The sequence below is a fragment of the Streptomyces sp. URMC 126 genome (genome assembly GCF_051386555.1).
GTDB lineage: Bacteria > Actinomycetota > Actinomycetes > Streptomycetales > Streptomycetaceae > Streptomyces.
Window position 1 is genome coordinate 10,729 of record NZ_JBPQTX010000038.1, and the last position, 23,360, is coordinate 34,088.

3 protein-coding genes are annotated in these 23,360 nt (G+C 77.8%); all 3 read right to left on the reverse strand.

Features of this window, described 5'->3' with window-relative positions:
* Nucleotides 1–2 precede the first annotated feature (2 nt).
* On the reverse strand, nt 3–7,166 hold the full coding sequence (locus tag ACSNOK_RS07465; protein WP_436779794.1) for an SDR family NAD(P)-dependent oxidoreductase: 7,164 nt from the start codon (nt 7,164–7,166) through the stop codon (nt 3–5).
* Between the two features lie 68 nt (nt 7,167–7,234).
* Entirely contained in the window at nt 7,235–17,494 is a 10,260-nt protein-coding gene (locus tag ACSNOK_RS07470; RefSeq protein ID WP_436779795.1) for a type I polyketide synthase, read from the reverse strand.
* A gap of 30 nt (nt 17,495–17,524) precedes the next feature.
* The coding region (locus ACSNOK_RS07475; RefSeq protein ID WP_436779796.1) for a type I polyketide synthase at nt 17,525–23,360 on the reverse strand (5,836 nt) is incomplete at its 5' end.

Below are 23,360 nucleotides of genomic sequence, written 5' to 3' on the forward strand. Positions count from 1 at the left end.
GGTCAGCCGCGTTCCGCGGTGCGCAGCTCTCGAAGCGCTTCGAAGAGCTCGTCGTCGGTGGCGGTGGCGAAGTCGTCGTGGGGGCGGGCCTCCTGGCCGGGGTCCGCGCCGGGGCGGCCGGAGCCGTGGTCGGTCCGGTCCTGGGCGGCGGCCGGGTCCGCGCCCCAGCGGGACAGCAGGTCGGCGAGGCGGCGGGCCACGAGCTCCCTGGCCCCCTCGTCGGCGGCGTAGGGGGCCAGGGCGGCCTCCAGCCGGTCGAGCTCTCCCTCGATCGGGCCGCTCGCGTCGTCGGCGGGCGCCGCGGCGGCGAACTCGGCGCAGAGGTGGTCGGCGAGGGCGGCCGCCGTCGGGTAGTCGAAGATCAGGGTGGTGGCCAGGGGCAGCCCGGTGGCCTCGTGCAGCCGGTCGCGGAGTTCGAGGTCGGCGAGGGAGTCCAGGCCGAGGTCGACGAAGCCGCGGTCGGGCGCGATGTCGGCGGGGGTCGCCTCGCCGAGCACGGCGGCGGCGTGCGTCCGCACCAGCCCGAGCAGGGCGCGCCGGCGTTCGGCCTCCGGGAGGGCGGCGTAGCGGTGGCCGGGCGAGGCGGGGACGTCGTCCGGGCGGGGCGCGCTCGCCGCGGCCTCTTCCTCGTGGGCGGTCCGGGCGGGCTCGGGGGTGCGGTCGGGCCGGGTGTCGTGGCCGTTCCGCCCGGCCTGGCCGGTGTGACTGTCCCGGACGTCGTCCTGACGATCCGTCAGAAGTGCTCGCAGGAGGGCCGGTGTCCGTCCCTGGTTTGCCAGGCGGGCCGGGTCGAGCCGGAGGGGTGCCAGGACGGGTCCGCCGTGTGCGGCGGCGGCGTCGAGGAGCGCCAGGGCGTCGTCGGTGGCCAGCGGGAGGACGCCCGTCCTGCCGAGCCGGGCGCGGCCCGTCGCGTCGAGCGCGTCGGTGAGCGCGCTGCTCTTGGCCCACAGCCCCCAGGCCAGTGACTGCGCGGGCAGCCCGTGGGCCCGACGGTGACCGGCGAGGGCGTCGAGGTAGGCGTTGGCCGCCGCGTAGCCGCCCTGCCCGGCGGAACCGAACGTCCCGGCGGCCGAGGAGAACATCACGAACGCGGCGAGGTCGCGGTCGCGCGTGAGTTCGTGCAGGTGCCAGGCGGCGTCGGCCTTGGGACGCAGGACGGTGTCGAGCCGCTCGGGCGTCTGGGCGTCCAGGATGCCGTCGTCGGTGACTCCGGCGACGTGGAACACGGCGGTCAGCGGGTGCGCGTCCGGTATGCCGTCGAGCAGCGCGGCGAGCGCGGCACGGTCGGAGACGTCGCAGGCGGCCACGGTGACGTCCGCGCCGAGCCGGGTCAGTTCCGCCGCCGTCTCCCGCGCGCCCGGCGCTTCCTCGCCCCTGCGGGCGGCGAGCAGCAGCCTGCGCGCCCCGCCGCGGACCAGGTGGCGGGCGAGCTCGCCGCCGAGGGCGCCGGTGCCGCCGGTGAGGAGCACGGTCCCGTGCGGATCCAGAGCGGGGGCGGGGTCGGGCCGTCGGTCCGTCGCCGTCCCGGCCGGCGCCAGGCGCGGCACCAGAACCCGCCCGTCCCGCACGGCCGCCTGCGGCTCCCCGGTGTCCAGGACGGCCGTCAGCAGGCCCTCGCCCACGGGGGCGTCGGTGTCGAGCAGGACGATCCGGTCCGGACGCTCGGACTGGGCCGTCCGCAGCAGCCCCAGGGCCGCGGCGACGGCCGGGTCCGGGTCCTCGCCGGGGCGTACGGCCAGGGCGCCGCGCGTGACGACGACGAGGGTCGCGCCGGTGAGGCGGGCGTCCGCCGTCCAGGCGCGGGCGAGCTCCAGGGCGGCCTCGGTGGCGGCGCGCAGGGCCTCCGGTCCGGGGGCGCCGACGGTGGCGGGGAAGGCGTGAACCACCGTTCGGGGCACGGGTGTTCCGGCGTCGACGGCCGCGACAAGGGCCGGGAGGTCCGGATGCACGGCGGCCCCGGGCAGGTCGAGCACCGGCACGCCGCCGGGGTCGGCGGCGCCGAGCAGAGCGACGGACGCGGGGTCGGTGCGTTCTGGGGTGGCCGGTGCGGGGGCGTCGGGCGTGTCGTGCCCGACGGCGGCGCGGGCGGGGGTGGATGCGTGCGCGGCGGGCGCGCTCCGGCCGGCCGGCGCGGAAGCCGAGGCCGGCGCGTCGGTGACGACGGGCGTCGGGGCCTGCGCGGCGGGCACGTTCCGGTCGGCCGGCGCGGGCACCGAGGCGGGTGCCGAGGCCGCGGGCGCCCCCTTGCCGGGAGCAGGCACGGAGGCCGCGAGGGGCTTGGCGCCCTCACTCCGGCCAGCCGGCGCGGAAGCCGAGGCCGGCGCCGTGGACGCGTGCCCATCGCTGGTGACAGGCGTCGGGGCCTGCGCGGCGGGCACGCTCCGGCCGGCCGGCGCGGGCACCGAGGCGGATGCCTCGGCCTCGGACGCCCTCTCGCCGGGAGCGGGCACGGAGGCCGCGAGGGGCTTGGCGTCCTCGCTCCGACCGGCCGGCGCCGTGGGCGCGTGCCCGTCGCTGGTGACAGGCGTCTGGGCTTGCGCGGCGGGCGCGCTCCGGTCGGCCGGTGCGGGCACCGAAGCGGGTGCCGAGGCCGCGGGCACCCTCTCGCCGGGAGCGGGCACGGGGGCCGCGAGGGGCTTGGCGTCCTCGCTCCGGCCAGCCGGCGCGGAAGCCGAGGCCGGCGCCGTGGACGCGTGCCCGACGCTGGTGACAGGCGTCGGGGCCTGCGCGGCGGGCACGCTCCGATCGGCCGGCGCGGGCACCGAGGCGGATGCTGCGGCCGCATGCGCCCCCTCGCCGGGAGCAGGCACGGAGGCCGCGAGGGGCTTGGCGTCCTCGCTCCGACCGGCCGGCGCCGTAGGCGCGTGCCCGTCGGCGGCGACGGGCGTCGGGGCCTGCGCGGTGGCCGCGTCCTCCCGCCCGGTGGCAGCGGATGCCGGGGCGGGGGTCCACTCCACGTGGTACAGCTCCGCCGGAGCGTCCGCCGCGTCCCGGCCGTCCCGCGCTTCCCCGCCGCCCGCCGCGGCGCCCGCGTCCGCCGCGCTTCCGTTCTCCGCTCCGGACCGCCCGTCCCGGACGGTCCGCAGGAGCACGGCGCCCGCCGAGGCGACGGGGGTGCCGGCCGGGTCGGCGAGGTCCAGGGTGACGGTGTCGGGGCCGGTACGGGTGAGGCGGACGCGCAGGGCGCCGGCGCCCGGGGTGTGTACGGCCACGTCTCGCCAGGCGAACGGGAGCCGGGGCGCTCCGCCCTCCTCCTCGGCCAGGACGCCGAGGGCCTGGAGGGCGGCGTCGGCGAGTGCGGGGTGGAGGCGGTAGCGGGCGGCCTCCGCCCGCCGGTCGCCGTCGAGGGCGGCCTCGGCGTGGACCTCGTCGCCGGTGTGGCGGAGGGACCGCAGGCCGCGGAAGGCGGGACCGTAGGCGTAGCCGCGTTCGGCGGCGCGCTCGTAGAAGGCGGTGACGTCCGCCTCCCGGGCGTCCTCCGACGGCGGGTTCATCAGGTCGCGGGCCGCGCGCGGCGCGCCCTCGGCCAGGGTGCCGGTCGCGTGCCGGGTCCAGTCGCCGTCGTCGGTGCGCGCGTCGAGGGTCAGCCGGCGGCGGCCGGACGCGTCCGGGCCGGTGAGGGCCAGCCGGAGGCGGACGCCCGCGTCCTCGACCACGAGCGGGGCGTGCAGCGTCAGTTCCTCGACCAGGCCGCAGCCGACGTGGTCGGCCGCGCACAGGGCGAGTTCGAGGAAGGCCGTCCCGGGCAGCAGTGTCCGGCCGAGCACGGTGTGGTCGGCGAGCCACGGGTGGGTGCGCGGCGCCAGCCGCCCGGAGTACAGCACCCCGTCACCGTCCGGCAGTTCGACGGCCGCGCTCAGCATCGGGTGGTCGACGGCGCCGAGCCCGGCGGAGGCGACGTCACCGGCGGCCGGGGCGTCGTCCAGCCAGTAGCGTCGGCGCCGGAACGGGTAGGTCGGCAGGTCGACGTGGCGGAGGCCGGTGGCCGGGAGGGCGGCGGACCAGTCCACGGCGGCGGCGCGGACGTGCACGGCCGCGAGGGAGGCCAGCAGGCCGCGCGCGCCGCCGTCCGCGCGCAGCGCGGGCACGGCGAACGAGTCCGGTCCGGCGGCTTCGGCGAGGGTGTCGGCACCCGGTCCCATGACGACGAAGGCCGTCCGGGCGCGGGCGGCCGACTCGGCCGCGAAGGCGACGAATCCGCGTGCGGTGCGGTCGGCGGCGGGCCGCCAAGCGGTCTCGCCGGACGCCGTACGGAACGGCACCTCCGCCGGCCGGGGCGTCACGGCGCCGGTCTCCTCCCCGATCACCGCACGGGCGCCGTCCTCCAGCGACAGCACACCCGCCGCGCAAGCCGCCGCGATTTCGCCGAAACCGTCACCGACGACCGCCGTCGGGCGGACGCCGTGGTGACGCCAGAGCGCGGCGAGCGACACGGCGACGGCCCAGCGGGCGGCACGGGCATCCGGGCCGCCGGGCACGCCGGCTCGGCCGAACGACGTGCTGCCACCGGCGGTGCCGGACCGGCGGACCGCGCCGGCCGCGCCGGAACCGGCGGGCTCGGCGGACTCAGCGGATCCGGCAGACTCGACGGAGCTGACGGGCTCGGCGGACCCGGCGGACCTGACGGGCTCGGCGGATCCGGCATCCCCAACGGACCCGACGGACCCTACGGATCCGGTGGCTCCGACGTGCCCAGCGGACCCAGCAGACTTGGCGGACTCGGCGGACTCGGCGGACCTGACGGACCTGACGGACCCGGTGGATCCGGCATCCCCAGCGGACTCAGCGGATCCGGCATATCCAGCGGGCTTGGCGGACCCGGTGACCCCAGCGGACCCGGCGGACCCGGCGGGCTCGGCGGACTCGACGGACCCGGCAGGCTCGGCGGACTCGACGGACCCGGCAGGCTCGGCGGACCCGGCGGACCCGGCGGACTCGACGGACCCGGCAGGCTCGGCGGACCCGGCGGACTCGACGGACCCGCCAGGCTCGGCGGACCCGGCGGAAGCCGCAGCTCCGTCGGCCGCCTCGGTACCGCCGGGCCGCTCAGGCGCACCGGTCGGCCTCGCCGTCGCCGCCGTGGGGACACCTGCCCCGCCCGGCCCGAAGGTCGCTTCCGGCACGCCGCTCGCGCCGGAGGCGCCGGCCGCCTCGGTCGCGCCGATCCCGGCGCTCACACCGATCCCGGCGGCCGCGTCGATCGCCGCGGTCAAGCTCCGCAGGACGTCCGCGGCGGTCCGGCCCGTGCCAGCAGCGAGAGCCTCGGCGCATTCCGCCATCCGGCGGGCGAACACCGGGGACTCGGCGAGCAGTCGGCGCACCCCGGGCCCGGTCTCGATGCCCTCCCCGGGGAAGAGGAAGACGACCTTCGTCGTGCCGCGCACCGCGCCTTCGGCGGTGTCCGGAGCGGGTTCACCCGCCGCCAACGCCGCGACGGCCGACCGGAGTTCGTCACGGTCAGCGCCCACGGCCACGGCCCGGTGCTCGAAGACCGAGCGTCCGCGGGTGAGCGCCGCGCCGATCTCGGCGGCCGTCTCGTCGGGGTGGGCGTCGAGGTGGGCGAGGAGGCGCGCGGCCTGCTCGCGCAGTGCTTCCGGGGTTTTCGCTGACAGCGTCCAGGGCACCGCCGACGCGACGGACGGCTCCGCCCCGCCGTCAGTGGGGCCCGCCTCGGGAGCGGCGGCGTCGGGGTCCGGCCCGGCGGCCGTGGCCCTGTCCCGCGCGGGCACGGACCCGTCGGCCCCCGCCGGCCCGGCCCCCGCCGTCCCGGCCTCGGCCTCCCCCGGCGCCTCTTCCAGCACCACGTGCGCGTTCGTGCCGCTGACGCCGAAGGACGAGACACCGGCCCGCCGGGGCCGCCCTTCGGCCTCCGGCCAGGGCGCCGGTTCGGTGAGCAGGGACAGCGCGCCGGCCGACCAGTCGACGTGCGGCGACGGCTCGTCGACGTGCAGGGTGCGCGGGAGGACGCCGTGGCGCAGCGCCATCACCATCTTGATGACCCCGGCCGCGCCCGCCGCGGCCTGCGCGTGGCCGATGTTGGACTTCACCGAGCCGACCCGTACGGGCCGGCCGGCCGCCCGCTCCTGGCCGTACGTCGCGAGCAGCGCCTGTGCCTCGATGGGGTCGCCGAGGGTGGTGCCCGTCCCGTGGGCCTCCACCGCGTCCACGTCCGCCGCCGTGAGCCGGGCGTTGGCGAGGGCGTCGCGGATGACGCGCTGCTGGGCGGGGCCGCTGGGGGCGGTGAGTCCGCTGCTGGCGCCGTCCTGGTTGACGGCGGAGCCGCGGATGACGGCGAGGACGGGCTGCCCGTCGCGGCGGGCGTCGGACAGCCGGCGGAGGACGAGCATGCCGGCGCCCTCGCCGAGTGCGGTGCCGTCGGCTCCGGCGGCGAACGCCTTGCAGCGGGCGTCCGGGGCGAGCCCGCGCTGCCGGCTGAACTCGATGAGGGCCAGCGGGGAGGCCATCACGGTGACGCCGCCCGCCAGCGCGGTGGTGCTCTCGCCGAGGCGCAGCGACTGGCAGGCGAGGTGCAGGGCGACCAGCGACGACGAGCAGGCGGTGTCGACGGTGACGGCCGGGCCCTCCAGGCCGAGGGTGTAGGCGACGCGGCCGGAGGCGACGCTCGCGGCGCTGCCGTTGCCGATGTAGCCCTCGAACTCGGGCGGTACGCGCCGGAGTCGGGACGCGTAGTCCTGGTAGATGACGCCGGCGAAGACGCCGGTGCGGCTGCCGGCCAGCCGGGCCGGGTCGATGCCGGCGCGTTCCAGGGCCTCCCAGGACGTCTCCAGCAGCAGCCGCTGCTGTGGGTCCATGGCCAGGGCCTCGCGCCCGCTGATGCCGAAGAAGCCGGCGTCGAACCGGTCGGCGCCGTCCAGGAAGCCGCCCTCGCGGACGTACACCCTGCCGTGCCGGGCGGGGTCCGGGTCGTAGAGCTCCGGGTCCCAGCCCCGGTCGGCGGGCAGCGGGCCGATCGCGTCCGTGCCGGACGCGACCAGGTCCCAGAGGTCCTCGGGCGAGCGGACGCCGCCCGGGTAGCGGCAGGCCATGCCGACGACGGCGATGGGCTCGCGGGCGCCGGCCTCGGCCTCCTGGAGCCGCTGCCGGGTCCTGCGCAGGTCGACGGTCAGGCGCTTGAGGTAGTCGAGAACCTTCTCGTCACTGGTCATGTCACTTCTGGCCCTTCTCTGCCGCGAACAGTTCCCGTGCCGGGGGCGGGTCGGCCCGCCCCCGGTGGTCAGGACCTGCGCAGTTCGTCGTCGACGATGTCGAAGATCTCGTCGAGGGTCGCCGCCGTCACCGCGTCGTCGTCCCCGTCGGCGGGTTCGGTGTCGTTCTTCAGCTCGGTCAGCAGGTCGCGGAGGCGGGCCGCGATCCCGGCGCGGCCGGGGTCGCCGGCCGGCAGGGCCCTGACGGCGGCCTCCAGGCCGTCGAGTTCCGCCAACCCGGCCCGGGGCGCCTCCTGTTCGTCGGTCACCAGCCGGGACCGCAGGTGCCGGGCGAGGGCGTCCGGGTTCGGGTGGTCGAAGGTGAGGGTGGCCGGCAGCCGCAGGCCGGTGGCGGCGGCGAGCCGGTTGCGGAGTTCGACGGCCCGTAGCGAGTCGAAGCCCGCTTCGAGGAAGCCCCGCCCGGTGTCGACCTCGTCCGGCGAGCCGTGGCCGAGGACCGTCGCCACATGGGCGCGGACCAGGTCGAGCAGCACGGCCCCGCGCTCCGCCGGCGGCAGCGCCGCCAGCCTGGAGGCGAACCCGCCCTCGCCGGCGGCCGGTTCGGCGTCCGCGGCCGCCGCCCGCCGTCCGGCCGGGGCCGCGAGCGCCCGCAGCAGCGGCGGTGGGGTGCCGGCCCGCAGGGCGGCGAGGTCCAGCCGGGCCGGGAGGACGAACGCCCGGTCCCGGCCGAGGGCCGCGTCGAAGAGGGCGAGCCCCTCGGCGGCGGTCAGCGGCAGGACGCCGGAGCGCCGCATCCTGGCCCGGTCGGCGTCGTCGAGACCGCCGGTCATGGCGCTGGTGTCGGCCCAGTGGCCCCACGCCATCGACACGGCGGGCAGGCCGAGTGCCCGCCGGTGGGCGGCCAGGCCGTCCAGGAAGGCGTTGGCGGCGGCGTAGTTGGCCTGGCCGCCGTTGCCGAGGGTGCCGCCGGCGCCGGAGAACAGCACGAACATCGACAGCGGCAGGTCCCGGGTCAGCTCGTGCAGGTGCCAGGCGGCGTCGGCCTTCGGCCGCAGGACCGTGCTCATCCGGTCCGGCGTGAGGGAGGTGACGACGCCGTCGTCCAGGACGCCGGCCGCGTGGACCACGCCCGTGAGCGGCGGTTCGGCCGCCGCCACGACCCGGGCGAGCGCGTCCCGGTCGGCGACGTCGCACGCCACGGCCGTCACCCGGGCACCCAACGCCGTGAGTTCGGCGACCAGTTCGGCGGCGCCGGGCGCGTCGGGGCCGCGCCGGCCGGCCAGCAGCAGGTGCCGTACGCCGTGGGTGGTCACCAGGTGCCTGGCCAGCAGGCCGCCGAGCGTCCCGGTGCCGCCGGTGACGAGGACGGTCCCGTCGCCGGGCGCCGCGGCCTCGCCACTCGTCGCCTGTGCACGGGCCAGCCGGGGGACGAGCACCCGGCCCGCCCGTACGGCCGTCCAGGGCTCGTCGGCGAACGGCACCGACGGCAGGGCACGGGCGGACGCGGCCTCGCCGTCGAGGTCCACGGCGGCGAACCGGCCCGGGTGCTCCACCCGCGCGGACCGCACCGCGCCGTGCACGGCGGCGGCCGGCAGGTCCGTGACGTCCTCGCCGTCGCGCACGCTCACCGCGCCGCGCGTCACCCACACCACGCGGGTGTTCTCCAGGGCGGGGGCGGCGAGGCAGGACTGGAGGACGGACAGGGCGCGGTGCGCCGCGGCGTGCGTGGCGGCGGCCGGGTCGTCGCCGGCCGTGCCGGCGCTCGCCGGCCAGGGCAGGAGCAGCACGTCCGGAGCCGGGGACCCGCCCTCGAGCAAGGCGTCGAGCCCGGGGTGGACGGTGGCCGGCGTGCCGGCCTCCGTCAGCGCGCGCGCCAGGGCGTCGGCGTCCGGCGACGACCCCAGCACGGCGAAGGTCCCGCCCTGCGGCTCGGTCCGTTCCGTCCGCTCTGTCCAGTCGAGCTGGAACAGCGCGTCCCGCACGTCCGTCGCCGCGTTCCGCAATTGCTCGGGCCGGACGGGGCGGACGGCGAGCGACGCGACGGAGGCGACGGGCCGGCCGGCGGTGTCCGTGGCCGTCAGGGACACGGTGTCCGGGCCGGTCCGGGCGAGCCGGACGCGCAGCGCCGTCGCTCCGACGGCGTGCAGGGTGACGCCCGTCCACGCGAACGGCAGCCGCACCTGGTCCACGCCGTCCAGCAGGGTGGTGTGCAGGGCGGCGTCGAGGAGCGCCGGGTGGACGCCGAACCGGGCGGCGTCCGCCCGCTGTTCCGGCGCCAGCCGGACCTCGGCGTGGAACGCGTCCTCCGTCCGCCATACCGCGCGCAGCCCCCGGAACGCCGGACCGTACCCGAACCCGTCGTCGGCCAGGCGCTCGTAGAGCCCGTCGAGGTCGACGGGGACGGCCGCGGGGGGCGGCCAGGCGCCGGCCGGGGCGGGCGGCTCGGCGGGGGCGGCGGCGAGCGTGCCGGTGGCGTGGCACACCCAGCCGTCGCCGGTGAACTCCCGTACGGCGGTGGCGGGCCGGGAGTGGATCCCGACGGGTCGCCGCCCGTCCGTGTCGGGCGTGCCGAGCCGCACCTGCACGTCGACCGCGCCGGACGGCGGCAGCACGAGCGGCGCCTGGAGCGTCAGTTCCTCCAAGGTGTCGCAGCCCGCCTGGCCGCCCGCGTGCGCCGCGAGCTCGACCAGGGCGGTGCCGGGCAGCAGGACCGTGCCCCAGACGGCGTGGTCGGCGAGCCACGGGTGGCTCTCCGCCGACAGCCGGCCGGTGAACAGCAGCCCCTCTCCCCCGGCCAGGGCCACGCCGGCGCCCAGCAGCGGGTGGTCGGCGTCGGCCAGTCCCGCCTGTCCGACGTCGCCGACGGGACGCGGGGTGTCGACCCAGTAGCGCTCGCGCTGGAAGGCGTAGGTGGGGAGGTCGACGCGGTGCCGGGCGGCGTCGGGGAAGACGGTGGTCCAGTCGACCGCGACGCCCTGTGTGTACGCCTCGGCCAGGGAGGTCAGGAAGCGGCGCCGGCCACCCTCGTCGCGGCGGAGGGAGCCGACGACGACGGCCGGGACGTCCGCGTCCTGCGCGGTCTCCTCGATGCCGACGGTCAGGACGGGATGGGCGCTGCACTCCACGAACGCGCGCTGCCCGGCGGCCAGCAGGCCGTCGATCACCGATTGGAAGCGCACCGGGTTACGCAGGTTGCGGTACCAGTAGTCCGCGTCCAGACCCGCCGTGTCGATGACCTCGCCCGTGAGCGTGGAGTGGAACGGAATCGATCCCGAGCGCGGCCGGATGCCGGCGAGTTCGTGGCGGATGCGGTCGCGGATGCGCTCGACGTGGGCGGAGTGGGAGGCGTAGTCCACCGGGACCCGCCGCGCCCGTATCTCCTCCCCCTCACACCGCTCCAGCAGCTCGGCCAGCGCGCCGGCCTCGCCGGACACGACCGTCGAACGGGGGCCGTTGAGAGCGGCGACGGAGACACGCCCGTCCCAGGCCGCCAGCAGCGCCTCGGTTTCGTCCGCCGGCAGGGCGACGGACACCATGCCACCCTCACCCGCGATCTCCAGCAACGCCCGCGACCGCAGCGCCACCACCCGGGCGCCGTCCTCCAGCGACAACCCGCCCGCCACACAGGCCGCCGCGATCTCGCCCTGGGAATGACCCACGACCGCGACGGGCTCGACTCCGGCCGACCTCCACGGCCCGGCCAGCGAGACCATCACCGCCCACAGCACCGGCTGCACCACGTCCACCCGGTCCAGCCCCGGCGCGCCCGGCGCCTCGCGCAACACGTCCGTCAGCGACCAGTCGACGAACGGTTCCAACGCCCGTTCGCAATCGGCGATGTGCTCGGCGAACACAGCACTCTCGCCGAGGAGTTCGACGGCCATGCCGACCCACTGCGACCCCTGCCCGGGGAAGACGAACACCGGCCCGTCGACCTCACCCGAAGCAACTCCGTTCACCACACCGGCGGCCACCTCACCACCGGCCAACGCCCGCAGCCCGCCCAGCAGTTCGCCGCGCCCGTCCCCGATCACCACCGCCCGGTGCTCGAACGACGACCGCCCCGACGCCAGCGACCAGCCCACCCGCCCCGGATCGGCGTCCTCGACGGCCTCGGCCAGCCGCCCGGCCTGCGCCCGCAGCGCCTCGGCGGTACGAGCGGAGACGACCCAGGGCACAACGCCCGGACCCGTCTCGGCTGCGGCGGCGGGCTCCTCCTCCGGCGCCTGCTCCAGGATCACATGGGCGTTGGTGCCGCTGATGCCGAACGCCGAGACGCCGGCCCGGCGCGGCCGGCCGTCGGTGTCCGGCCAGTCGCGGTGCTCGGTGAGCACCTCGACGCCGCCGGAAGCCCAGTCCACGTGGGTGGAGCGCTCGGTGACGTGCAGGGTCTTCGGGAGGACGCCGTGGCGCAGTGCCAGCACGGTCTTGATGACGCCGGCGACGCCGGCGGCGGCCTGGGTGTGGCCGATGTTGGACTTCACCGTGCCGAGCCACAGCGGCCGGCCGGCGGGCCGGTCCTGCCCGTACGTGGCGAGGAGCGCCTGCGCCTCGATGGGGTCGCCGAGCTTGGTGCCCGTGCCGTGCGCCTCCACGGCGTCCACGTCGGCCGCCGTCACCCGGGCGTTGGCGAGGGCCTCGCGGATGACGCGCTGCTGGGAGGGGCCGTTGGGGGCGGCGAGGCCGTTGGAGGCGCCGTCCTGGTTGACGGCGGAGCCGCGGACGACGGCGAGGACCCGGTGGCCGTTGCGGCGGGCCTCGGAGAGGCGTTCCAGCAGGACGACGCCGGCCCCTTCCGACAGGCCGAAGCCGTCGGCGTCGTCGGAGAACGCCTTGCAGCGGCCGTCCCGGGCCAGGCCCCGGAGCCGGCTGAAGCCGACGAACGCGTCCGGGGTGGGCATGACGACGCTGCCGCCGGCGAGGGCGAGCGTGCAGTCGCCGGCGCGCAGGGCCTGGCAGGCGAGGTGCAGGGCGACCAGCGACGACGAGCAGGCGGTCTCGACGGTGACGGCCGGGCCCTCCAGGCCGAAGGCGTAGGCGAGGCGGCCGGAGACGACGCTGGTGACGCTGCCGGTCACCACGTAGTCGCCGATCTCCTGGGGCGCGTCCTGGGGGCGCGGCCCGTAGCCGTTGGTCATGGCGCCGATGAACGAGCCGGTGGCGCTGCCCCGGAGGGCCTCGCGGCCGATGCCGGCCCGTTCGAACGCCTCCCAGGCGGTCTCCAGCAGCAGCCGCTGCTGTGGGTCCATGGCCAGGGCCTCGCGGGGGCTGATGCCGAAGAAGTGGGCGTCGAAGCGGTCCGCGTCGTGGACGAAGCCGCCCTCGCGGACGTAGCTGGTGCCGAGCCGGTCGGGGTCGGGGTCGTAGAGGTCGTCGATCCGCCAGCCGCGGTCGGTGGGGAAGCCCGTGACGGCGTCGCCGCCGGAGGCGAGGAGCCGCCACAGGTCCTCGGGGGTCTCGACGCCGCCGGGGAACCGGCAGGCCATGGCGACGATCGCGATCGGGTCGTCGTCGGCGGCCGGGACGGCGGGCGCCGGGGCGGTGGTGGCGGGCGCGGTGGCGGCCGGGGTGGTGCCGAGGACGAGCTCGGCGAGGTGGCCGGCGAGGGCGAGGGGGGTCGGGTAGTCGAAGACGAGGGTGGCGGGCAGCCGCAGTCCGGTGGCGGAGGCGAGTCGGTTGCGCAGCCCGACGGCCGTCAGCGACTCGAACCCGAGCTCCTTGAAGGCCCGTTCGGCCCCGATGGCGTCGGGCGCGGAGTGGCCGAGGACGGCCACGGCGTGCGTCCGGACCAGGTCGAGGAGGGCGCGCCGGCGGTCGGCCGGGGAGAGTCCGGCGAGGCGCTCGCGCAGCTCGGCGCCCTCGCCGGCGGGTGCCGCGGCGGCCGTGCCCTCGTCCTTGGCCGGGCGGGCCTGCGGCAGGTCGCGCAGGAGGGCGCTGGGCCGGGCGGAGGTGAACAGTGGGACGAAGCGGTCCCAGTCGATGTCGGCGACGGCGACGAAGGTGTCGTGGTGGTCGAGGACCTGCCGGAGGGCGGCGAGGGCGAGGCCGGTGCGCATCAGGGGCAGGCCCTGCTCGTGGACGCGGCGGCGCCGGTCGGCGACGTCGAGGCCGTGGTCCTCCCAGGTGCGGACGGCGTCCTCCCAGACGCCCCAGGCGACGGTGGTCAGCGGGAGGCCGCGGGCCCGGCCGTGTTCGGCGAACGCGTCGAGGGCGGCGTTGGCCGCGGCGTAGGCGGCGTGTTCGCCGCTGCCCCAGACGCTCGCGATGGAGGAGAACATGACGAAGGCGTCGAGCTCGGCCGGGTCGAGGAGGTCCGCCAGGTGCCGGGCGCCGGCCATCTTGGCGCCGACGGCGTCGGCGAGCGCGTCGTAGGTGGTGTCGTCGACGCGGTCCAGTTCGATGTGGGCGGCCGTGTGCAGGACGGTGCGCACGGTGTGGCCGTCCTCGGCCAGGCCGGTGAGCAGGCGGGAGACGGCGGCGCGGTCGGCGAGGTCGCAGGCGGCGAGGGTGACGTCGGTGCCGGACTCCCGTAGTTCGGCACGGAGTTCGGCCGCGCCGGGGGCGTCGGCGCCGCGCCGGCTGACGAGGACGAGGTGCTCGGCCCCGGAGGCGGCGAGCCACTGGGCGAGGCGCCGGCCGAGGACGCCGGTGCCGCCGGTGACCAGGACCGTGCCGCGCGGCGTCCAAGTGCGGGCCGGGCGGGCGGTGCCGAGCGGCGCGGGGAGCATCCGGCGGGCGAACAGCCCGGCGGGGCGCACGGCCACCTGGTCCTCGGCGCCTTCGAAGGCGGCGCCGCCGGGGGCCGTCTTACCGAGGGCCGTGCCGGCGAGGGTCCGGCAGAGCCGGTCGAGCGTCCGCTCGTCGGGGCCGGCGGTGGCGGGCAGGTCCAGCAGGCCGCCCCAGCGTTCGGCGTGTTCCACGGCGACGACCCGGCCGAGGCCCCAGACCTGGGCCTGGACGGGGTCGGCCGGCGGGTCGGAGAGGCCGGTGGCGACCGCGCCGCGTGTGACGCACCACAGGGGCGCGGGGACGCCCGCGTCGCCGAGCGCCTGCACCAGGCCGAGGGTCAGGAAGACGCCGGTGCCGGTGTCGGGGCGGCCCGCCCACGGCCGGGTGTCCAGGGCGAGGAGCGACAGCACGCCCGCCGGTTCCGCGCCGCCCAGGGCGGTGCGGACGCGGTCGGCCAGGGCCTGTCGGCCGGCGTCCGCCGCGGGCGGCTCCACGGTGACGACCTGCGCGCCGCGGGCCGTCAGGGCGTCCAGGACCGCCGTCGGCCACGGGTCGTCCGCGTGCCCCTCGGGCAGGGCCACGAGCCAGGTGCCGGACGGGCCGGTGCCGGCGGCGGTGTCGAGGGGCTTCCAGCCGATGCGGTAGCGCCAGCCGTCCACGGCGTCGTGCTCGCGGCTGCGCCGCCGCCAGGAGGAGAGCACGGGGAGGAGGGCGGCCACGGAGGTGCGCTGCTCGTCGTCCTCCAGCCGGAGGGTGGCCGCGAGGGCGTCGGCGTCGCCGTCCTCGACCGCGCTCCAGAACCCGGCTTCCGGCCCGTCGGCCCCGGTCTCCTCGGCGGCGGTCTCCTCCAGCCAGTAGCGGCGGTGCCGGAAGGCGTAGGTGGGCAGGTCGACGAGGCGGCGGGCGCCGCCGGAGAAGAGGGACGGCCAGTCGACGGCGAGGCCTTGGGCGTACGCCTCGGCCATGGACGTGAGGAAGCGGCGCCAGTCGCCCTCGTCGCGGCGGAGGGAGCCGACGACGACGGCCGGGACGTCCGCGTCCTGCGCGGTCTCCTCGATGCCGACGGTCAGGACGGGATGGGCGCTGCACTCCACGAACGCCCGGTGTCCGGCGGCCAGCAGCCCGTCGATCACCGACCGGAAGCGGACGGGGTTGCGCAGATTGCGGTACCAGTAGTCCGCGTCCAGACCCGCCGTGTCGATGACCTCGCCCGTGAGGGTGGAGTGGAACGGCACCGACCCCGAGCGCGGCCGGACGTCCGCCAGTTCCTCGCGGATGCGCTCGCGGATGCGCTCGACGTGGGCGGAGTGGGAGGCGTAGTCGACGGGGACGCGCCGCGCCCGGATCTCCTCCGCCTCACACCGCTCCAGCAGCTCGGTCAGCGCGCCCGCGTCCCCGCACACCACGGTCGAGCGGGGGCCGTTGAGCGCCGCGACGGAGATACGGCCGTCCCACGCCGCCAGCAGCGCCTCGGTCTCGTCCGCCGGCAGCGCGACGGACACCATCCCGCCCTCGCCCGCGATCTCCAGCAGCGCCCGTGACCGCAGCGCCACCACCCGGGCGCCGTCCTCCAGCGACAGCCCGCCCGCCACGCACGCCGCCGCGATCTCCCCCTGCGAATGCCCCACCACGGCGGCGGGTTCCACGCCCACCGAGCGCCACAGCCCGGCGAGCGACACCATCACCGCCCACAGGGCGGGCTGGACGACGTCCACCCGGTCCAGCCCGGGCGCGCCCTCCGCGCCCCGCAGGACGTCCACCAGCGACCAGTCGACGAACGGCTCCAGCGCCCGTTCGCAGTCGGCGAGGTGTCCGGCGAACACCTCGCTGGTGCCGAGCAGTTCGACGGCCATGCCGACCCACTGCGAGCCCTGGCCGGGGAAGACGAAGACGGGCCGGCCGAGGGTGCCGCCGGTGGCGCCGGTCACCACGGCGGGGGTGGCGTCGCCGGTGGTGAGGGCGGTGAGGCCGGTGAGGAGTTCCTCCCGGTCGCCGCCGATGACGACGGCGCGCTGTTCGAGGGCGGCGCGCCCGGTGGCGAGCGACCAGCCGATCTCGCCCGCGTTCCACTCGGCGTGGCCGGTGACGGCGGCGCGGAGCCGGGCCGCCTGCTCGCGGAGGGCCTCGGCGGTACGGGCGGAGAGCAGCCACGGCAGGACGCCGGAGCCGTCGGCGACCGCGCCGTTCCCGGTGGGTTCGTCCGTGCCGTCGGCGGGCGCCTGTTCCAGGATGACGTGGGCGTTGGTGCCGCTGATGCCGAAGGAGGAGACGGCGGCCCGGCGCGGGCGGCCGGCCTCGGGCCAGGGGCGCTCCTCGGTGAGCAGGGCGACACCGCCGGCGTCCCAGTCGACGTGCGGGGTGGGCGCGTCGACGTGCAGGGTGCGCGGGAGGACGCCGTTCCGCAGCGCCATGACCATCTTGATGACGCCGGCGACGCCCGCCGCGGCCTGGGTGTGGCCGAGGTTGGACTTCAGCGAGCCGAGCCAGAGCGGCCGGTCGCCGGGCCGCCCTTTGCCGTACGTCGCCAGCAGGGCCTGGGCCTCGATGGGGTCGCCGAGCTTGGTGCCCGTGCCGTGGGCCTCGACCGCGTCCACGTCGGCCGGGGTCAGGCGGGCGCCGGCCAGGGCGTCGCGGATGACGCGCTGCTGGGCGGGGCCGTTGGGGGCGGAGAAGCCGCTGCTGCCGCCGTCCTGGTTGACGGCGGAGCCACGCAGGACGGCGAGGATCCGGTGGCCGTTGCGGCGGGCGTCGGAGAGCCGTTCCAGCAGCAGGACGCCGGCGCCCTCGGCCCAGCCGGTGCCCTCGGCGCCGGCGGCGAAGGAGCGGCAGCGGCCGTCCGGGGAGAGCGCGCGCTGCCGGCTGAACTCGACGAAGCCGAGGGTGTCGGCCATGACGGTGACGCCGCCGGCGAGGGCGAGGGAGCACTCCTGGCGCCGGAGGGACTGGCAGGCGAGGTGGGCGGCGACGAGCGAGGAGGAGCAGGCGGTGTCGACGGTGACGGCGGGGCCTTCGAGGCCGAGGGTGTAGGCGATGCGGCCGGAGACGACGCTGCCCTGTCCGCCGGTCATCAGATAGCCCTCCAGGTCCTCGGGGGCCTTGCGCAGCCGGGACGCGTAGTCCATCTGCATCACGCCGGCGAACACGCCGGTGCGGGTGCCGCGGACGGACGTCGGGTCGATGCCGGCCCGCTCGAACGCCTCCCAGGCGGTCTCCAGCAGCAGCCGCTGCTGCGGGTGCATGGCGGTGGCCTCGCGGGGGCTGATGCCGAAGAAATCGGCGTCGAACCCGGCGGCGCCGTGCACGAAGCCGCCCTCGCGGACGTAGGTGCGGCCGGGGGCCTCGGGGTCCGGGTCGTAGAGGGCGTCGACGTCCCAGCCGCGGTCCTCGGGGAACGGGGTGATGGCGTCGGTGCCGGTGGCGACGAGCCGCCAGAGGTCCTCGGGGGACCGGACGTCACCGGGCAGGCGGCAGGCCATGCCGACGATGGCGATGGGCTCGGTCTGCGCCTCGGTCAGCTTGCGGTTCTGCTGCCGGAGCTGTTCCGCCTCCTTGAGGGAAACCCTCAGCGCCTTGATGACTTCTTCGCTGGATGCGGTCATCGCTCACTCCGAATGTCGGTTCCGTGCCGGTCAGTTGTCACCGAGCGCCACCCGTACGAGGCTCTGGAGGTCCATGCTGTCCAGGTCGTCGCCGTCGTCCGGGCCGGGCTCCGCGCCGTCCGGCGCGTCGGTCTGGGCGCCGTCCGGCGCGCCGGTGCCGACGGGGACGCCGGCGGCCTCGGCGAGCCGCAGCAGCTCCGGCAGCAGTCCGGCCTCCTGGAGGCGGACCAGCGGGACGGCCGCGAGGGCGCGGCGGAACTCCCGCTCGTCGGGGAGGGTTTCGGGTGGGCCGTCGGCGCGGTCGGCGGAGCGGAGTTCCGCGTCCAGGTAGCGGCCGACCGCGGCCGGGGTGGGATGGTCGAAGATCAGGGTGGGGGGCAGCCGGCGGCCGGCGGCGGCACCGAGACGGTTGCGGAACTCCAGGGCCGTGAGGGAGTCCAGGCCGAGTTCCAGGAAGCCCCGGTCGAGGTCGAGGGTGTGCGGGGCGGTATGGCCGAGGACGTCGGCGAGCCGGGCGCGGACGAGTTCGAGGAGGACGCGTTCCCGCTCGGCGTCGGGGAGCCCGGCGAGCCGCTCCTCCAGCGGTTCCTCGCGGGCGGGCTCGACGGTCCGGCGGGCGGGGGCCCTGACGAGGCCGCGCAGCAGGGCCGGGACCTCGGCGCGGGCCCGGGCACCGGCGGTGTCCAGCCGGGCGGGGACGAGGAGGGCGGCCCCTTCCCGGCCGGCGGCCACGGCGGCGTCGAAGAGGGCGAGGCCCTGGTCGGCGGCCATGGGCAGCAGTCCGGCGCGGCTCAGCCGGCGGACGTCGGCGTCGGCCAGGTGGCCGGTCATGCCGCTCGCCTCCGCCCACAGGCCCCAGGCGAGGGAGAGGGCGGGCAGGCCGTGGGCGCGCCGGTGGTGGGCGAGGGCGTCCAGGAAGGTGTTGGCGGCGGCGTAGTTGGCCTGCCCGGCGGTGCCGAGGAGCCCGGCGGCGGAGGAGAACAGGACGAAGTCCGAGAGTTCCTGATGCTTCGTCAGCTCGTGGAGGTGCCAGGCGGCGTCCGCCTTGGGGCGGGCGACGGTGTCCATCCGGTCGGGCGTCAGGGCGGCGACGACGCCGTCGTCCAGGACGCCGGCGAGGTGCACGACGGCGGTCACCGGCGGCTCGGCGGCGGCCACGGCCCCGGCCAGGGCGTCCCGGTCGGCGACGTCGCAGGCCCGTACGGTCACCCGGGCGCCGAGGGCGGCCAGTTCGTCCCGGAGTTCCGCCGCGCCCTCGGCGTCCGGGCCGCGCCGGCTGAGCAGCAGCAGGTCACGGACGTCGTGGGCGGTGACCAGGTGGCGGGCGAGCGTCCGGCCGAGGAGGCCGGTGCCGCCGGTGACGAGGACGGTGCCCCCGCCCCCGAAGCCGGACGGACCGTCGGCGGCGGGGGCGACTGCCCGGGCGAGCCGGGGGACGCGGACCACGCCGTCGCGGACGGCGAGTTGGGGCTCGTCGGCGGCGGCCAGGGCGCGCAGCAGGGCCGGGGCGGCGGCCGCGTCGGTGCCGTCGGCGTCGAGCAGGGCGACGCGGCCGGGGTTCTCGGTCGCCGCGGAGCGGGCCAGGCCCCAGACGGGGGCGTGGGCCAGGTCCGGGACGTCCTCGCCGGGGGCGGTGGCGACCGCGCCCCGCGTGAGGAGGACGAGGCGGGAGCCGGCGAACCGCTCGTCGGCCGGCCAGGAGCGCACCAAGTGCAGGGCGTGGTGGCCGGCCGTCCGGGCGGCCCCGGCGGCGTCCCGGTGGCCCGTCCCCCCGGGCTCGGGGAGCAGGGGCACGAGGACGGTACGGGGGGCCGGGGCGCCCTCGGCGACGGCCCCGGTGAGGGCGGCGAGGTCCGGGTGGGCGGTGGCCTGGGCGCCGGCGGCGGTGAGGGTGCCGGCGAGCGCGTCGGCTCCGGGCCCGGCCACCGCGACGGCGGGGGCGGGGCCGGGGGCGTCCGGCAGGGCGGTCCAGGTCAGCTCGTGGAGCGGCGGGTGGGTGCCGCGGGCGGCGGCGCTCAGCTGTTCCGGGGTGACGGGCCGGAGGGTGAGCGACGCGACGCGGGCGGCGGGCCGGCCGTGTTCGTCGGCGGCCTCCAGGGACAGGGTGTCGGGGCCGGTGCGGGTGAGGCGGACGCGGAGCGTGGTGGCTCCGGCGGCGGACGCGGTCACGCCCGTCCAGGCGAAGGGCAGCCGGACGCCGTCGGGGCCGTCGAGCAGGCTCGCGTGCAGGGCGGCGTCGAGGAGCGCGGGGTGGACGGCGTAGGCGTCGGCGTCGCCGTGCGCGTCCTCGGGGAGCCGGACCTCGGCGAGGAGGTCGTCGCCGTGCCGCCAGGCGGCGGTCAGGCCCTGGAAGACGGGCCCGTACTCGAAGCCGGTGGCGGCGAGCCGGCCGTAGGCGCCTTCCAGGTCGACGGGGACCGCGCCGGGCGGCGGCCAGGCGCCGTGGCCGTGGCCTGGGGCCGAGGCATCGGCGGTCTCCCCGGCCGGCGGCGCTGCCGCCGGAGCGGCGGGGCGACGCCCCGGGGCCTGCGCCCCGCCGCCGCTCCACGGCTCCCCCGTCCCGTCGGCGGCCGGACCGGGCGGCGTGGCGGAGTGTCGCCCCGGGGCCTGTCCGGCCGGGTGCGCGGCTTCGGCGCCGCCGCCGGCCGACGGCTCGCCCGCGGCGCGGGACGAGGCGGCGGCACCGGAACGGTGCTCGGCGCCCGGCACCGCCGGGGCGAGCACGCCGGTGGCGTTCCGCGTCCACGGCACCTCGGTGCCGTCGCCGGCCGCGCCGGATGCGTCGGAGGCGGCGGGCTCCGGGCGCGAGTGGACGGTGACGGGCCGGCGGCCGTGCTCGTCCGCCGCGCCCGTCCTGATCTGGACGGTCACCGCCGCGTCCGCGGGGTCCGCGGGCAGTACGAGCGGCGCCTCCAGGGTGAGTTCCTCGACCGTGTCGCAGCCGGTGCCGGCGCCCGCCCGCAGGGCCAGTTCGACGACGGCGGTGCCGGGCAGCAGGACGGTGCCCCGGACGGCGTGGTCGGCGAGCCAGGGGTGGGCGGCGAGCGAGAGCCGCCCGGTGAGGACGGTCTCCTCGCCGCCGGCGAGGGCGAGCCCGGCACCGAGCAGCGGGTGCCCCGCCTCGGAGAGGCCGGCCGCGCGGAGGTCGCCGGCGGGCCGGGGCGCGGTGGCCCAGAAGCGTTCGCCGCGGAACGGGTAGGTGGGCAGCCCGTCGGTGAAGCGGCGGGCGCGCTCGGGGAACAGTCCGGCCCAGTCGACGGACAGGCCGCGGGTGTACGCCTCGGCGAGCGAGGCGAGGAACCGGCGGGTGCCGCCCTCGTCGCGGCGCAGCGAGCCGGTGACGACGGCCGGCCGCCCGGTCTCCCCGGCGGTCTCCCCGGCGATCTCCTCGGCGGTCTCCTCGATGCCGACGGTGAGGACGGGATGCGGGCTGCACTCGACGAACGCGTGCGGTCCGCGCGCGGCGAGCTCCCGGACGACAGGCGCGAACCGCACGGTGGTCCGCAGGTTGGTGTACCAGTACGCGGCGTCGAGCCGGGCGGTGTCGGTGACCTCGCCGGTGACGGTGGAGTGGAAGGGCACGGTGCCGGCGCGGGGCCGGATGCCGGCCAGGTCGGCGAGGACGCGCTCGCGGACGCGTTCGACCTGGGCGGAGTGGGAGGCGTAGTCGACGGGGATCCGGCGGGCCCGCGTTCCCGCCGCCTCGCAGCGGGCCAGCAGGTCGTCCAGGGCGGCGGGTTCGCCGGAGACGACGGTGGACAGCGGCCCGTTGAGCGCGGCGACCGACACCCGGCCGTCGTAGGCGGCGATGAGCTCGGCGGTGGCGTCGGCGCCGAGGGAGACGGCGACCATGCCGCCGTCGCCGGCCAGTTCCTCGCGGATCGCCCGGGAGCGCAGGGCGACGACGCGGGCGCCGTCCTCCAGGGACAGCCCGCCGGCGACGCAGGCGGCGGCGATCTCGCCCTGGGAGTGGCCGACCACGGCGACCGGCTCCACGCCCGCCGCGCGCCAGAGGCCCGCCAGGGAGACCATGACCGCCCACAGGACGGGCTGGACGACGTCCACCCGGTCGAGGCCGGGGGCGCCGGGCCGCTGCCGCAGCACGTCGGTGACGGACCAGTCCACGAAGGGTGCCAGCGCCCGCTCGCACGCGGCGAGCCGCTCCGCGAACTCCCGGCTATCGTCGAGCAGTTCGACGGCCATGCCGGTCCACTGCGAGCCCTGCCCGGGGAACACGAACACGGCGCCGACGAGCGGGGCGGCCGTGCCGGTGACGGCCTCGGGGGCGGCCTCGCCCCGGGCGACGGCCTCCAGGCCGCGGCGGAGTGCCTCGCGTCCGTCGCCGACGACGACCGCGCGGTGCGCGAACGCGGACCGTCCGGCGGCCAGCGACCAGCCGGCCGCCGCCACGTCCTCGGGCGCGGCGGCCGCGAGGCGTCCGGCCTGCTCGCGCAGGGCCTCCGGGGTACGGGCGGAGAACACCCACGGCACCACCCCCGGCTCGTCGCCCGGGGTGCCGGCCGGCTCCTCCTCCGGGGCCTGTTCCAGGATGAGGTGGGCGTTGGTGCCGCTGATGCCGAACCCGGAGACGCCCGCGCGGCGCGGCCGTCCGGTCTCCGGCCAGGGCCGCTCCTCCGTCAGCACCTCGACCGCGCCCGCCGACCAGTCCACGCGCGAACTGACGGCGTCCACGTGCAGGGTGCGCGGCAGGACGCCGTGGCGCAGGGCCATCACCATCTTGATGACGCCGGCGACACCGGCCGCCGCCTGGGTGTGACCGATGTTGGACTTGAGCGAACCCAGCCACAACGGCCGCTCGGTCGGCCGGTCTTGACCGTACGTGGCGAGCAGCGCCTCGGCCTCGATCGGGTCGCCGAGCCGGGTGCCCGTGCCGTGCGCCTCGACCGCGTCGACGTCGCCGGCGGCCAGTCCGGCGTCGGCGAGTGCCTCCCGGACGAGGCGGCGCTGGGCGCGCCCGCTGGGAGCGGTGAGCCCGTTGGAGGCGCCGTCCTGGTTGACGGCGGAGCCCCGGATGACGGCGAGCACGGGGTGGCCGTTCCGGCGCGCCGCGGACAGGGGTTCCAGCAGGAGCAGGCCGACGCCCTCGCCCCAGGCGGTGCCGTCCGCCGACTCCGCGAACGCCTTGCAGCGCCCGTCGGGGGCCAGCCCGCGCTGCCGGCTGAACTGGACGAAGATGCCGGGCGCCGACATCACCGTCGCCCCGCCGGCCAGGGCGAGGGAGCATTCGCCGCGGCGCAGCGACTGGCAGGCGAGATGGAGGGCGACCAGGGACGAGGAGCAGGCGGTGTCCACGGTGAGGGCGGGCCCGTCCAGGCCGAGGACGTACGACAGCCGGCCGGAGAGGACGCTGCCCTCGGTGCCGGTGAGCAGGTGCCCCTCGATGCCCTCGGCCGGTTCGTACAGGCGGGGGCCGTACTCCTGGCGCATGGCGCCGACGAACACGCCGGTGGCGGAGGAGCGCAGGCCGGCCGGGTCGACCCCGGCGCGTTCGCACGCTTCCCAGGCGGTCTCCAGCAGCAGCCGCTGCTGTGGCTCCATGGCCAGCGCCTCGCGGGGGCTGATACCGAAGAAGCCGGCGTCGAAACGGTCGGCGTCGTGCAGGAAGAAACCGTGCCGGACGTAGGTGGTGCCGGGCCGGTCGGGGTCGGGGTGCCGGAGGGAGTCGAGGTCCCAGCCGCGTCCGGTGGGGAACTCCGAGCGGGCCTCGCGGCCCTCGGCGACCAGCCGCCACAGGTCCTCGGGGGTGCGGACGCCGCCGGGGAAGCGGCAGCCGATGCCGACCACGGCGATCGGCTCGTCGGCGGCGGCCGGGCGGGCGGCGGTCCGGTGCGGGGCGGGCTCGGGG

Coding starts and splice junctions, on each gene's coding strand:
- ACSNOK_RS07465 (WP_436779794.1), bottom strand. CDS start 7,166: ATGACCAGTGACGAGAAGGTTCTCGACTACCTCAAGCGCCTGACCGTC.
- ACSNOK_RS07470 (WP_436779795.1), bottom strand. CDS start 17,494: ATGACCGCATCCAGCGAAGAAGTCATCAAGGCGCTGAGGGTTTCCCTC.